This is a genomic window from Trabulsiella odontotermitis (genome assembly GCF_001188485.1).
Classification (GTDB): domain Bacteria; phylum Pseudomonadota; class Gammaproteobacteria; order Enterobacterales; family Enterobacteriaceae; genus Trabulsiella; species Trabulsiella odontotermitis_A.
On record NZ_JNGH01000119.1, the window covers coordinates 130,510 to 143,797 of the forward strand.

The window sequence follows — 13,288 nt, forward strand, 5'->3', positions numbered from 1 at the left end:
ATACCGGCAACCGTGCCGGTATTTTTTTGTCTGTAAGATGAGGTTAAATGTGAGAATGTTGCTGGCAATCGCCATGGTGATGGTGCTCAGTGGGTGCGGCAGTATTATCAGCCGCACCATTCCCGGACAGGGGCATGGCAACCAGTATTATCCCGGCGTCCAATGGGATGTGCGTGATTCGGCCTGGCGCTATATCACGATCCTGGATCTACCTTTTTCGCTGGTATTCGACACGCTGCTGCTGCCGCTGGATATGCATCACGGCCCGTATGATTAATCAGCGTTCATCCCATTCATCGGCCGCCGTCTGACCTTCCTCGGTGTCGAGCGGCGGCTCGAGCTGAAATTCACCTTCATCCCATTCATGCAGGGTGTTCTCTTCCATCCATTCCTGGCGAAGTTCTATCTCGTCGTAATCACCGTCAAACACGCTTTGGGCGGCCTCACCGAACAGGATGGGCAGGCATTCGCCGTCATCAGTCTCTTCGGCTAAAAATTCCGCCTGCCACATGATGNTCTTCGTCGAGTTGCGGATTATCGGCGAGGAACTCTTCGCGAGCCGCATCAATAGCTTCTTCGAGCGTGGCATACATAGTCATCTCTTTTCTCCCTGCAGGTTGATGTGGTATTCAGGGAAAGAATAGCTGAAGTTTGCGTTATGCAAGGCGTACAAACGAAAAAACATCCCCGGGATGGCGAGGTTAGCGTTCCACTGCGGCCTTTCGTGCCCGTGGGCGGAGCAGACTGAGCGTTGAGTAGACAACGTTAAATAACACCACCAGAGCCGTAACGAAAAAGACTGCGCGGAAGCCGTAGCTGGCCGAGACCGCCGCGCCGATGAGCGGTCCGGTAACGTTGCCGATGTCGCGAAAGGACTGGTTATAGCTGAACACACGCCCGGCAATCTGGTTGGTGGCGTTATAGACCAGCAGCGTCTGTACTGCCGGGAGCAGAGCGCCGTCAGCGGCACCAAGCAGGAAACGCAGGATGCCCAGCTGCCAGGGCGTCTGCACCAGAGCCATCGGGATTAACAGCAGCACGGAAACCACCAGCGCAGCAATCAGGATCTTCTCCGGGCCGATGCGATCGCCGAGTTTGCCGAGCCGGGGCGCGCTGAGCAGCGCCGCCACGCCAGGCACCGAGGCAATCATCCCGCTGATAAACGCGATATTACTGACGTTGCCTGCCAGATCGCGCACGTACAGCGTCAGAATCGGCGCGATCGAACCCGTCGCCACCTGAATGATCATGGTAGTGACAAACAGGCTCAGCACCAGCCGCGGGCTTTTCAGCGAGCCAATAACTTCACGAAAGTGGAGCATCTCTTTTTTCGATACCGGCGTGAATTGCTCGCGGATCAGCCACAGCGTAATGACAAAACAGACGAACAGCACGCTGGCGGTCATGAAGAACACCGGGCGTAATCCCCACATATCAGCCAGCAGACCGCCCGCCAGCGGTCCCAGCAACGCACCGCTGACCGCGCCGGTAGAAAGCGTTCCCAGCGCCCAGCCACTCTTGTTGCGCGGCACCTGAGTGGCGATCAGCGCGTTGGCGTTAGGCACAAAGCCGCCAAGCAGGCCGAGCAACGCGCGCAGGATCAGCAGTTGCCAGACGTTCTGCGCCAGCCCCATCAGCACCATCACGATTGACATCCCCAGCGCCGAGCGCAAGAGCATGATTTTACGGCCGCGACGGTCGGCAAGACCGCCCCAGAAGGGCGAGGCAATGGCAGAGAACAGGAAGGTAATACTAAAGACCAGGCCGGACCACATGTTCAGCTCGCGCAAGCCCGTCACGCCCAGTTCCTCGACATAGAGCGGCAGAAAAGGCATCACCAGGCTAAAGGCGGCGCCGGTCAGAAAACAACCCAGCCAGGCGACGGCGAGATTGCGTTTCCAGTTGATGGGTGTTTCGGAGGATGGCATAAAAACCCGCAGCAGCGTGCTAAAGAGCTGCAATCAGCTGATAAAAAAGTCCATAGCAGACTAATTATGCGCCCGCGAAAAGGGTTCTGCAAATCAGAGACATCGGAAAGCGGGTGTACGGCAGCCTGGCCGGGCTGCCAGCGGATCAGTAACGCGAAGGGACGCCTTCAGGGCGTGTTTTGAAGCGACGATGCAGCCACATGTACTGCTCCGGCGCCATCAGGATGCACTGCTCCACCACGCGGTTCATCCACGCGGCGGTGGTTTCGGCGTCATCCAGCGGCGGCGAACATTCCGGCGGCAGCATTATCAGCTCATAGCCTTTACCGTCTTCCCGGCGGCGCGGTACAAACGGCACGACGCAGGCTTTTGACATCTTTGCCAGCATCCAGGTCCCGGTGGTGGTGGCGGCCTGATCGACGGCAAAGAAGGGGACAAACACGCTGCTACGCGGACCGTAGTCGTGATCCGGGGCGTACCACACCACGTCACCATTTTTCAGCGCTCTGACCATCCCTTTGAGATCTTTGCGGTCCAGCATGTCTTTGTTGGAGCGCAGGCGTCCCCAGGTTTGCAGCAGATCCAGTACCGGATTGTCGTTAGGACGATACACGCCGATCCCCGGCCAGTTGAGGCCAAACATTCTCGCCCCCATTTCCAGGGTGAGAAAATGTACGCCGATCAGCAAAATACCTTTCTTTTGCGCTTCGAGTTCACGCAGCGGTTCAAACCCGGTGACCGTCGTCCAGTGGGCAATGCGGCGATCCGACCAGAACCAGGCCATGCCGGTTTCCATCAGCCCCATTCCTACGGATTCAAAATTCTTCACCACCAGCCGGTGGCGCTCCGCCTCGCTCATCTCAGGAAAACAAAGTTCCAGATTGCGGTAAGCGATGTGGGCGCGGCGCTTCATCAGCCGCATGGAAAGGCGGCCCATGGAGGTGCCGATGCGATAAATGACCGGGTAAGGAAGCTGCACCATCAGCCAGAGCGCGCCGATACCGAGCCAGGTTAACCAATAGCGAGGGTGCAAAAGCGCAGCAGAAAATTTGGGTAAATGGGTCATGTCTTTCCTGTCATTACAAACAACTCCCTCTATTGTCGCATTTTTTTCCCGTCAGCCAAAATCCGTGCCAACGGAGTGGGGAGATAACAGACAAATGTTGAGAGTACATATAATAAGGTGAGAGAAATGTAGCGCAAATTGTAGGGATGTAAATTGTGATTCTTTGCTATATCATGCCGCCCGACTCATTTTTCCCTTATACGATTGCAGGAACCGAACACCATGCCAGTGTTACACAACCGCATTTCGAATGAGGCGTTGAAGGCAAAAATGCTGGCGGAAACCGAACCGCGCACAACGATCTCATTCTATAAATATTTCACTATCGCCGATCCTAAAGCGACCCGCGATGCGCTGTACGTCGCGTTCAGCACGCTTGACGTATTTGGTCGCGTCTATCTGGCGAAAGAGGGGATTAACGCCCAGATCAGCGTGCCGGAAAGCCGCGTGGAGGCGTTTCGGGAACTGCTGTATGGTTTCGACCCGGCGCTGAACGGTTTGCGTCTGAATATTGCCCTCGACGACGACGGAAAATCGTTCTGGGTGCTGCGCATGAAAGTGCGTGACCGGATCGTTGCAGATGGCATCGACGACCCGAGCTTTGACGCCAGCGACGTCGGCGATTATCTGAAAGCCGCTGAAGTCAACGCGATGCTTGACGATCCAAACGCCATTTTTATCGACATGCGTAACCACTACGAATACGAAGTCGGCCATTTTGAGAATGCGCTGGAGATCCCCGCCGATACCTTCCGCGAACAACTGCCGAAAGCGGTGGAAATGATGCAGGAGCATAAAGACAAAAAGATTGTCATGTACTGCACCGGTGGCATTCGCTGTGAAAAAGCCAGCGCCTGGATGAAGCACAACGGCTTTAACAAGGTCTGGCACATTGAGGGCGGGATCATTGAATACGCTCGCCGTGCGCGCGAGCAGGGGTTACCGGTGCGCTTCATTGGCAAAAACTTTGTTTTTGACGAGCGCATGGGTGAACGCATCAGCGACGACGTGATTTCCCATTGCCACCAGTGCGGCGCGCCGTGCGACAGCCACACCAACTGCCTGAACGACGGCTGTCACCTGCTGTTTATTCAGTGCCCGGCGTGTGCGGAAAAATATGAAGGCTGCTGCAGCGAAGCCTGTCAGCAGGAGCACAAGCTGCCTGAAGACGAACAGCGCCGTCGCCGCGCCGGACGCGAAAACGGCAATAAGATTTTCAACAAGTCGCGTGGACGGTTGAATACGAAACTGGGTATTCCTGACCCCGAATGAGGGCCAGGATGTCAGCGTTCTAACGGTTAAAGCGCGCCAGCGAAAAGAGCGTCAGGTCGAATTCCGGCGTGGTGCCCTGAGCAAACTGTGCGGCGATTTCACCGAGCACGGAGGCAAACTTAAAGCCGTGACCGCTGAGGCCGGTGATCAGCAGCGTATCAGGATGACCGGGCAGGGTATCAATGATGAAATCCTCGTCCGGCGAATTGTCATAGGTGCAGGCCGCGCCGTGCAGACAGCCGCCAATGCCTGGCAGCACGTTGCGCAGAAAATTAAACGCTTCTGAGCCGTCAGTAGCAACCGCGCCAAACGGTTTGCGTTCCTCTTCAGACGTGATGATCTGCCCGCCGTTATGTTTGCCGATCTTCAGTTCATTATCCTCGGCCGGAAAGCCGTAGTACTGATCACCGTTCGGCAGTTCGCCGGTAAACGCGGGGAAGTTATTTTTACTGCTGTAGCGGCCATCGGCCTGGAACCAGGCAAACACCTTGCGCACGGGTTGAATGGGCAGCTCCGGGAGCAGTTTTGTCACCCAGGTGCCAGCGCTGATGAGCAGCTTTTTGCCGCGGAAATTCTCTTCAGCGGTTTCCACCGTCACGCCGTCAGCCTCATGATGAATGGCGGTCACCGGGACGTTAAACTGTTGTGCCGCACCGGCTTCCCGCGCCAGACGGATCCATGCTTTGACCGCCAGCTCGCTTTTCAGTACGCCGGAAGCGGATTCAAAAATACCGATGTAATCATCAGGCACCCGTATTTCAGGCCAGCGGGACATGATCCCCTGCGCATCCAGCATTTCCACCGCCAGACCAAACTGCTTCGCACTATGGGCGACGTTCGCCAGAAACGCAGAATGGGCCGGCCCGAGGTTAATCACCCCGGTTTTCTCGAATATGGCCTCGCCGCTGAGGGTGGCCAGCTCGTCCCACAGCGTCTGCGCGCGCAGCACCAGCGGGACATATTTTTCGCCTTCGCCGTAAGCATGGCGGATCAGCCGCGTATCGCCGTGATGGCTGCCCTGGTCATGGGGTGGGAGGTGGGCGTCCAGCATCAGCACATTCAGACCGGCTCGACGCGCGTAATAACCGGCGGCAGCGCCGATGGAGCCGCTACCAAGAACAATTANTCCATAGTCTCTTCCGGGAAAGCTTTCTTAGCAGAGTAATTAATTATCAGTCGCGATACAACCGCACAAATAATAAAGGCACCCGAGGGTGCCTGTGGAGTGAGCATTCAATTTAATGCCTGCGATACTCATCTTTCTGATAATCGCCTGATTCTATTTTGGCGATGCCCGCTTCCAGAATCGAAATAAACTGGCGGGGGGCANTTACTGCTCGCTTGAGTGGGGTTTTGGTAGTGTAAGCGCAGCATCAGCGCATCGTAGCTATCTACGGTGCTGATGTCCCATCCGACGAGGGGATGGGTCTGGATGACTTCATTATTCTTTTCCATCATAACCCCTTTTCTACGTGTTAAAAGATAACGACTCTCGAGGTTCTGCGTGTTTTATCTGAAGCAAGAGTAAGTATATCAATAAATAATCAATTACTCGAGAAATTAAATAATCTGCAACACAAATTACTGAACGCCTCGCATTTTTGAACGATAAACGGCCAAATTGTTCATTATTTTTTAAGAGATTAGCGGATATATCGGAAAGGGATTAAAAAATAAACAAGGCGGTAAAACAAAAAAAGCCGGGGCGACCCGGCAAGACAACACAATGAGAGAGTAATATTTAATCGGTGATGAACCAGTCATCGGCGCTTTCCCACGTCTCCTGCAGGATTTCGCTGATGCGATCTTTATCTTCTTTAATGCCACCGAAGACGGAGAGATTATTGCTGGCGGCGTACCGTACGGTCACGTTGCCACCGGCGTCAGGGTAGTGGTCGTTGATGCGGCGGGAGAGTTCTCCGGCCAGCGCGTCTAATGCTCCGGCGGGTAACGGCGTTGTTTTGGCAATCGTCACTTCAATTCGCATAGTCACGTCATCCTTCAGGCGGTTTCCTGATGGGCAAGCTTTTGCTCACCCCCTGTAGTTATACTGTATATGTATACAGGTAAATAAAGTAACTTACAACAGGGGGTTGCGAATTTTTATGCTTTTACCGTCCAGCGCACGGTTTCACCCGCGAGGAAAGGAATGAGCGTATCGTCCGCCAGGGCAATGCTCTCAGCGACGGTGCTCTCTTCGCGCACCAGCTCAACAACGTCGTCATTTACCGGCAGGTTGTAAAAGCGCGGACCATTGAGGGAGCAGAACGCTTCAAAGTGTTGCAGGGCATTCATCTCTTCAAACACGGTGGCGTAGCTGCCGAGCGCCGTCGGGGCGTTGAAGCAGCCCGCGCAGCCGCAACTGGCTTCTTTGCGATGACGCGCATGCGGTGCGGAATCTGTACCGAGGAACGCACGGCTGAAACCGCTGGCCACCAGTTCGCGCAGCGCCTGCTGGTGGATGTTGCGCTTAAGAATTGGCAGACAGTACAGATGCGGACGCACGCCGCCCACCAGCATATGGTTGCGGTTAAACATCAGATGCTGAGGCGTAATGGTGGCGCCCAGACGATCGTTGCCGTCGCGGACATACTCGGCGGCATCTTTGGTGGTGATGTGCTCAAACACCACTTTCAGCCCCTGCAGACGCTGGCGTAGCGGCTCCATCACTGTGTCGATGAAACGCGCTTCACGGTCGAAAATGTCAATGTCTGCCTGCGTCACTTCGCCGTGCACCAGCAGCGGCATGCCCAGTTTTTCCATGCGCTCCAGCACCGGCATAATGGCATCGACGCTGGTGACGCCGTAGCTGGAGTTGGTGGTGGCATTGGCCGGATAGAGTTTGGCGGCGGTAAACACGCCTTCCTGAAAACCGCGCTCCAGCTCGTTCGCATCCAGCGTATCGGTCAGATAACAGGTCATCAGCGGGGTAAAATCATGCCCGGCCGGAACGGCGTCAAGAATGCGCTGGCGGTAGGCCACCGCCGCCTCTACCGTGGTCACTGGCGGCNNGTGCGCTGGTATAAGGCACGACGGTTTTCAACATATCACCATCACGCAGATGAATATGCCAGTCGTCAGGGCGGCGGATTTTTAAAACCTGGGGTTGTGCTGTCATGAGGGGCTCCGGCTGGTTGGTTCAGTCATCAGGCTGCTTTTTGCCGGGCACTAAGGATAAGCGGAAACGTTTTCCTTTGCACTCTTTATCCGAAAAAAAAGGGCGCCGCAGCGCCCGTCAGGTTAATCAGTGAAGGGAATAATGATTTCACCCGGTTTCACTTCAATGCCTTTCGCATATTTCTTCGCCAGCGCTTCGCCTTCGCTGGCATCCTCTCTGAGAATGTAGGCCGGTTGCTGATTAAAGTAGTTTCGCAGCGACTGGTTCAGATAGGGCATCAGGGTCTGAACGACCGACTGCATTTTCTCCGGCGCGACTTTCGCGTCCACCACTTCCATCTCCTGCAGGAAAATGGCGCCTTTTTCTTTATTGAAAATTGGCTGCGCTTTGAGTTTCAGATCGATGGTCGCTTTCTGGTTACCGAACAGGGACGTCATATCCAGCTTCGCAATGCCGCTCAGGGTGACTTTGTTGGGATCTTCACGTCCGATAGCGCTGGAAAGATTAGTGAGCTGTATGTGAGCATCTGCCACGCCAGGCAGGCCAATGTCTTTCGAGAAATTATTGTGCTTCTGTAATGCCTGATTAATTTCCTGTTCACTGACGGAATACTGTGTGAGCTGATTACAACCCGCCAGCACGCCGCCAATGAACAGTGCGGCAATAACCAAAATCTTTTTCATGGGGTTCCTCTACATNNACTGCCACCACAGCGCAATGAAGGTAATAAGACCAATGATCGCCAGCATCGCCCACGGCAGTTCTGGCTGATTGAAGGCTTTGCCGGTATCAAACAGCCAGCCGCCACCGGCATAGCCAAAGGCGCCGCCAAAGGCCAGCCCCAGACGGCTGAAGCCCATATAGCTGCCGCGGGCGCGGGCGTCGGCCAGCTCAGCGCTGAGCGTTTCACGCGCCGGTTCAGCGATAATTGAGCCAATGTAGAACGTGCAAATCAGCGCAAACAGCTGCGAAAGGCTACTGGTCAACCCGATGGGCAACATCGAGAGCGACATCACCACCAGACCGGCCATCAGCCGCTGTTCGAGGCGGAAACGCTTTTCACTCCAGCGGGCAATCGGGTACAGCAGTGACAGCGACAGCGCCGCTTCGATGGCGTACATCCATTTCACCGCCGACGGCGACCCGGCGATATCGTTCACCATGATCGGCAGCATCAGCATCACCTGCACGGCGAGCATGTAGTAGCCGGTCAGCGTCAGTACGTAGGTAACAAAGCGTTTGTCGTGCAACACGCGGGCCAGCCCTTCGCGCACCGGCGTTCTCACCGTGGAGAGTTTCCACGCCGGGAGATACCAGGCGTTAAAGCCCGCGCAGAGGATAAACAGCAGCGCACCGACGCTGCACACCAGACGGAAATCGTACTGTAGCAGCCAACTGCCGAGCAGGGCGCCAATTACCGCGCCCGCGCTGTCCTGCATCATCAGTAAGGAGAAGAATCGCCCACGCTGATGCGGACGCACCAGTTTGATCACCAGCGCCGTACGCGGCGGGTCAAACAGCGTACCGCCCAGCCCGGACAGAATGCAGGAAAGCCAGAGCATCCAGGGTTCCTGCGCTACCGCCATCGCTGCGAAACCGCCCGCGCGCATCAGCATTCCGGTGACAATCATCGGTTTCGCGCCAAAACGGTCGGCAATAGCACCGCCAAACATGCCCAGACCCTGCTGAACAAGCTGACGTAAACCGAGCGCGATGCCCACCATCAACGCCGCCCAACCTAATTGATCAACAAAACGAATGGAAATCAGAGGAAATACGACAAAAAAACCGAGAACCACCAGCATATTGTCGACCAACAGGAAATATTTACCCAGGCTCCTAGCCTGCGATACGCGGGACATTTCCCCCCCTGGGAAATAAAAAGAAGAGTGCAGTCCTATTCTGCGTGGTTAATGCTTGTTTTCCCATATTGCCTGCGACAATATTTTTTTATCAAGATACTACTTCGATAGAGGCTTTTAATCGAAAAGCCGATGTCGCGCAGAAAATGGTATGTTGCTGTTTTCACAGAGTGCCTGCGGGCAGGTATTATAAATTAAGAAATACGTCGGTCATGGGTTGCGTGAAGGAGTGGAATGAATGTTTGGCTATCGCAGTAATGTGCCGAAAGTACGCTTAACAACAGACCGTCTGGTGGTGCGTCTGGTTCATGAACGTGACGCCTGGCGTCTCGCCGATTATTACGCCGAGAATCGCCAGTTTTTAAAACCCTGGGAACCGGTCCGCGATGACAGCCATTGTTATCCGTCCGGCTGGCAGGCGCGCCTGGGGATGATTAACGAATTCCATAAACAGGGCTCCGCGTTTTATTTTGCCCTGCTCGATCCCGAGGAAAAGGAAGTTATTGGTGTCGCTAACTTTTCCAACGTTGTGCGCGGCTCGTTTCACGCCTGCTATCTCGGCTACTCCATCGGGCAAAAATGGCAGGGGCAGGGGCTGATGTTTGAAGCATTGAGCGCGGCGATCCGCTATATGCAACGATCGCAACATATTCATCGCATCATGGCCAACTACATGCCGCATAATCAGCGCAGCGGGGATTTACTGGCCCGGCTGGGCTTTGAAAAAGAGGGTTACGCCAAAGATTACCTGTTGATCGACGGGCAGTGGCGCGACCATGTGCTGACCGCGCTGACCACGAAGGAATGGACGGCTGGCCGCTAAGCGCCAGCCCCTGAGGAGAAAGAATGAAGTATCAACTCACCGCAAATGAAGCGCGCGTTATTGGCTGTCTGCTGGAAAAGCAGGTGACGACGCCGGAACAGTATCCGCTGTCGGTGAACGGCGTAGTGACTGCCTGCAACCAGAAAACCAACCGTGAACCGGTAATGAATCTCAGCGAATCTGACGTGCAGGAGCTGCTCGATGCGCTGGTCAAGCGTCACTACCTGCGCACGGTCAGCGGTTTCGGTAACCGTGTGACCAAATATGAGCAGCGTTTTTGCAATTCCGAATTCGGCGATCTGAAACTGACATCCGCAGAGGTGGCGATTGTCACTACGCTGCTGCTGCGCGGCGCACAGACGCCGGGCGAACTGCGCGGTCGTGCGCAGCGCATGCATGAATTCCGCGACATGGCGGAAGTCGAATCGACGCTGGAAGGCTTAGCCTCCCGCGACGACGGCCCGTTTGTCGCACGTCTGCCACGGGAACCCGGCAAACGCGAAAGCCGCTATATGCATCTTTTCAGCGGTGATATCGAAACGCTGGCAACCGTGGTGGAAGCGGTGGCGCCGGTGGGAGACGATCTGCTGGCGCGCGTTGAAACCCTGGAAGGGGAAGTGGCCGAACTGAAGCAGCGTCTGGAATCTTTACTCGCGCACCTGGGAGAATAACGGTGACAGCTAAACTTCGTATCGGCGTCGTTGGGCTTGGCGGCATAGCGCAAAAAGCGTGGCTGCCGGTACTCAGCGCCGCAACGAACTGGACCCTGCAGGCGGCCTGGTCCCCCAACAAAGAGAAAGCGCTGCGCATCTGCGACACGTACCGCATGCCGTATGCGGATTCGCTGGCCGCGCTGGCGGCGCAGTGTGACGCGGTGTTTGTCCACACCTCGACGGCGACCCATGCGGCGGTGGTCAGCGAACTGCTCAATGCGGGCGTACACGTCTGCGTTGATAAACCGCTGGCAGAAAAACTCACCGATGCGGAGCGGCTGGTGGATCTGGCGGCGAAGAAAAAGCTCACCCTGATGGTGGGCTTTAACCGTCGTTTTGCGCCGTTATATCGCGAACTGAAAACCAATTTGTCTTCGGCGGCGTCGCTGCGCATGGACAAGCACCGCACCGACAGCGTCGGGCCGCAGGACTGCCACTTCACGCTGCTTGACGATTACCTGCACGTGGTGGATACCGCGCTGTGGCTGGCGGGTGGCGCGAGCCTGAGCGGTGGGGTGCTGCAAACCACAGAACAGGGCGAAATGCTCTACGCCGAGCATCATTTCAGCCATCCGCAGTTGCAGGTGACCACCAGCATGCACCGTCGCGCCGGGAGTCAGCGCGAGTGGGTGGNCGGTACCTGGCTGGCAGAGCACACTCGAGCAACGCGGTTTCACCGGTTGTGCGCACCATTTTATTGAATGCGTGCAAAATCAGACGGTTCCGCAAACCGCCGGCGAGCAGGCCGTGCTGGCGCAGCGTATCGTTGAAAAGGTCTGGCAGGACGCCTTCAGCGAATAAGACACTGTAACAACTGGCAGTAGTAATTCACGACGATCCCGGTAGACTATCGCCACTTTCCACGCCTGCACTGCAGGCGTTTTGCTCCAGGGTTGTGGAATATCACTTCAATGAATCTATTAAAATCGCTGGCCGCCGTCAGCTCGATGACCATGTTTTCCCGCGTGTTGGGGTTCGCGCGCGATGCCATTGTGGCGAGGGTCTTTGGCGCGGGAATGGCGACGGACGCCTTTTTTGTCGCCTTTAAGCTGCCGAACCTGTTGCGCCGCATTTTTGCCGAAGGCGCGTTTTCGCAGGCCTTTGTGCCGATCCTGGCGGAATACAAAAGCAAACAGGGCGATGACGCCACCAAAGTCTTTATCTCTTACGTCTCCGGGCTGTTAACGCTGGCGCTGGCGCTGGTGACGGTGCTCGGAATGCTGGCAGCGCCCTGGGTGATCACCATTACCGCGCCGGGTTTTGCCAATACCGCAGAAAAATTCGCGCTGACCACCCAACTGTTGCGCATTACTTTCCCGTATATTCTGCTGATCTCGCTGGCGTCGCTGGCGGGGGCGATTCTGAACACCTGGAACCGTTTCTCGGTGCCAGCGTTCGCGCCGACTTTCCTGAACATCAGCATGATTGGTTTTGCGCTGTTCGCTGCGCCGTACTTTCAGCCGCCGGTACTGGCGCTGGCGTGGGCGGTAACAGTGGGCGGGATTTTGCAACTTTTCTATCAACTGCCGCACCTGAAAAAAATCGGCATGCTGGTGCTGCCGCGCATTAATTTAAAAGATGCCGGGGCGATGCGGGTGGTGAAACAGATGGGCCCGGCGATCCTCGGCGTGTCGGTCAGTCAGATCTCCCTCATCATCAACACCATTTTTGCCTCGTTCCTGGTGTCGGGGTCGGTGTCGTGGATGTACTACGCCGACCGTCTGATGGAATTTCCGTCCGGCGTGCTGGGCGTGGCGCTGGGGACGATTCTGTTGCCGTCACTGTCGAAAAGCTTTGCCAGCGGCAATCACGACGAATATTGCCGCCTGATGGACTGGGGGCTGCGCCTTTGCTTCCTGCTTGCGCTGCCGAGCGCCGTGGCGCTGGGGATCCTGGCGAAACCGCTGACGGTGTCGCTGTTCCAGTACGGTAAATTCACTGCGTTTGACGCCGCGATGACCCAGCGCGCACTGGTGGCGTACTCCGTCGGGCTGATGGGGCTGATCGTGGTGAAGGTGCTGGCACCGGGATTCTATTCCCGTCAGAACATCAAAACGCCGGTGAAAATCGCCATTGTCACCCTCATCATGACGCAACTGATGAACCTGGCGTTCATTGGCCCGCTGAAACATGCCGGGCTGTCGCTCTCCATCGGTCTGGCGGCCTGTCTGAACGCCAGCCTGCTGTACTGGCAGTTGCGTAAACAGAATATTTTTACCCCGATGCCGGGCTGGGGCGGGTTTCTGATCCGGCTGGTGATCGCGGTGGTGGTGATGTCCGCCGCGCTGCTCGGCATGCTGTATGTGATGCCGGAATGGTCGCAGGGCACCATGCCGTTCCGTTTGTTGCGTCTGATGGCGGTGGTGGTGGTGGGAATTGTCGCCTATTTCGCCACCCTGGCGCTGCTCGGCTTTAAAGTGAAAGAGTTCACCCGCAGAACGGTATAAATAAAACGAAGCCGGTTAGCGTAAGGCTAACCGGCAGGCAAACGTCATCCGTGGGGAAA

11 protein-coding genes and 4 pseudogenes are annotated in these 13,288 nt (G+C 56.1%); 6 read left to right on the forward strand and 9 right to left on the reverse strand.

All coding sequences use genetic code 11. The annotated features are described in order from the left end of the window. The first annotated feature begins 55 nt into the window (after window positions 1–55). Window positions 56–277 carry a YceK/YidQ family lipoprotein gene (locus GM30_RS21400; RefSeq protein ID WP_420802282.1) on the forward strand — a complete coding sequence of 74 codons (222 nt, stop codon included), beginning with the start codon at window positions 56–58 and terminating at the stop codon, window positions 275–277. Here GM30_RS21400 and GM30_RS21405 read toward each other — a convergent pair. The 3 genes and pseudogenes from GM30_RS21405 to GM30_RS21415 form a co-directional block, all read right to left on the reverse strand. Continuing rightward, a pseudogene (locus GM30_RS21405) lies at window positions 278–599 on the reverse strand (MysB family protein). It abuts the gene before it with no gap. A 102-nt stretch (window positions 600–701) separates the two neighbouring features. After that, window positions 702–1,928: a multidrug efflux MFS transporter MdtG gene (gene mdtG, locus GM30_RS21410; RefSeq protein ID WP_049850317.1), complete on the reverse strand. Its 1,227-nt coding sequence runs from the start codon at window positions 1,926–1,928 to the stop codon at window positions 702–704. A gap of 145 nt (window positions 1,929–2,073) precedes the next feature. Next, window positions 2,074–2,994, reverse strand: coding sequence for a Kdo(2)-lipid IV(A) acyltransferase (locus GM30_RS21415; RefSeq protein WP_049850238.1), 921 nt, complete (start codon window positions 2,992–2,994; stop codon window positions 2,074–2,076). Between the two features lie 222 nt (window positions 2,995–3,216). Here GM30_RS21415 and trhO point away from each other — a divergent pair, with 222 nt between their 5' ends. Continuing rightward, window positions 3,217–4,266 (forward strand): oxygen-dependent tRNA uridine(34) hydroxylase TrhO, encoded by a 1,050-nt coding sequence (gene trhO / locus GM30_RS21420; RefSeq protein WP_049850239.1) that lies wholly within the window; start codon window positions 3,217–3,219, stop codon window positions 4,264–4,266. Window positions 4,267–4,285: 19 nt separating this feature from the next. Here the strand turns inward: trhO and solA are convergent, their stop codons facing one another. From solA to mdtH, 6 genes and pseudogenes are all read right to left on the reverse strand, one after another. Next, the gene (solA, locus tag GM30_RS21425; protein WP_072094213.1) at window positions 4,286–5,389 is read right to left on the reverse strand and encodes an N-methyl-L-tryptophan oxidase; all 1,104 of its coding nucleotides are present in this window, start codon (window positions 5,387–5,389) and stop codon (window positions 4,286–4,288) included. Window positions 5,390–5,504: 115 nt separating this feature from the next. Continuing rightward, window positions 5,505–5,721 (reverse strand): annotated as a pseudogene (bssS, locus tag GM30_RS25180) (biofilm formation regulator BssS). Between the two features lie 286 nt (window positions 5,722–6,007). Continuing rightward, window positions 6,008–6,253, reverse strand: coding sequence for a DNA damage-inducible protein I (dinI, locus tag GM30_RS21430; RefSeq protein ID WP_049850240.1), 246 nt, complete (start codon window positions 6,251–6,253; stop codon window positions 6,008–6,010). A gap of 116 nt (window positions 6,254–6,369) precedes the next feature. Next, window positions 6,370–7,384: pseudogene (pyrC, locus tag GM30_RS21435) on the reverse strand (dihydroorotase). A gap of 122 nt (window positions 7,385–7,506) precedes the next feature. Continuing rightward, a complete protein-coding gene (locus GM30_RS21440; RefSeq protein WP_049850242.1) occupies window positions 7,507–8,067 on the reverse strand; it encodes a lipoprotein in 561 nt (186 codons plus the stop codon). 9 nt (window positions 8,068–8,076) lie between these two features. Continuing rightward, the gene (mdtH, locus tag GM30_RS21445; RefSeq protein WP_049850243.1) at window positions 8,077–9,246 is read right to left on the reverse strand and encodes a multidrug efflux MFS transporter MdtH; all 1,170 of its coding nucleotides are present in this window, start codon (window positions 9,244–9,246) and stop codon (window positions 8,077–8,079) included. Between the two features lie 238 nt (window positions 9,247–9,484). Between mdtH and rimJ the strand changes: the two genes are divergently transcribed. The 4 genes and pseudogenes from rimJ (at window position 9,485) to murJ (ending at window position 13,229) form a co-directional block, all read left to right on the forward strand. Further along, on the forward strand, window positions 9,485–10,069 hold the full coding sequence (rimJ, locus tag GM30_RS21450; RefSeq protein WP_049850244.1) for a ribosomal protein S5-alanine N-acetyltransferase: 585 nt from the start codon (window positions 9,485–9,487) through the stop codon (window positions 10,067–10,069). Window positions 10,070–10,092: 23 nt separating this feature from the next. Then, a complete protein-coding gene (locus tag GM30_RS21455; RefSeq protein WP_049850245.1) occupies window positions 10,093–10,740 on the forward strand; it encodes a YceH family protein in 648 nt (215 codons plus the stop codon). A gap of 2 nt (window positions 10,741–10,742) precedes the next feature. Next, window positions 10,743–11,583, forward strand: a pseudogene (locus tag GM30_RS21460) (Gfo/Idh/MocA family protein). A gap of 110 nt (window positions 11,584–11,693) precedes the next feature. After that, a complete protein-coding gene (murJ, locus tag GM30_RS21465; protein WP_049850246.1) occupies window positions 11,694–13,229 on the forward strand; it encodes a murein biosynthesis integral membrane protein MurJ in 1,536 nt (511 codons plus the stop codon). Window positions 13,230–13,288 lie beyond the last annotated feature (59 nt).

Coding starts and splice junctions, on each gene's coding strand:
- GM30_RS21400 (WP_420802282.1), top strand. CDS start 56: ATGTTGCTGGCAATCGCCATGGTGATGGTGCTCAGTGGGTGCGGCAGT.
- mdtG (WP_049850317.1), bottom strand. CDS start 1,928: ATGCCATCCTCCGAAACACCCATCAACTGGAAACGCAATCTCGCCGTC.
- GM30_RS21415 (WP_049850238.1), bottom strand. CDS start 2,994: ATGACCCATTTACCCAAATTTTCTGCTGCGCTTTTGCACCCTCGCTAT.
- trhO (WP_049850239.1), top strand. CDS start 3,217: ATGCCAGTGTTACACAACCGCATTTCGAATGAGGCGTTGAAGGCAAAA.
- dinI (WP_049850240.1), bottom strand. CDS start 6,253: ATGCGAATTGAAGTGACGATTGCCAAAACAACGCCGTTACCCGCCGGA.
- GM30_RS21440 (WP_049850242.1), bottom strand. CDS start 8,067: ATGAAAAAGATTTTGGTTATTGCCGCACTGTTCATTGGCGGCGTGCTG.
- rimJ (WP_049850244.1), top strand. CDS start 9,485: ATGTTTGGCTATCGCAGTAATGTGCCGAAAGTACGCTTAACAACAGAC.
- GM30_RS21455 (WP_049850245.1), top strand. CDS start 10,093: ATGAAGTATCAACTCACCGCAAATGAAGCGCGCGTTATTGGCTGTCTG.
- murJ (WP_049850246.1), top strand. CDS start 11,694: ATGAATCTATTAAAATCGCTGGCCGCCGTCAGCTCGATGACCATGTTT.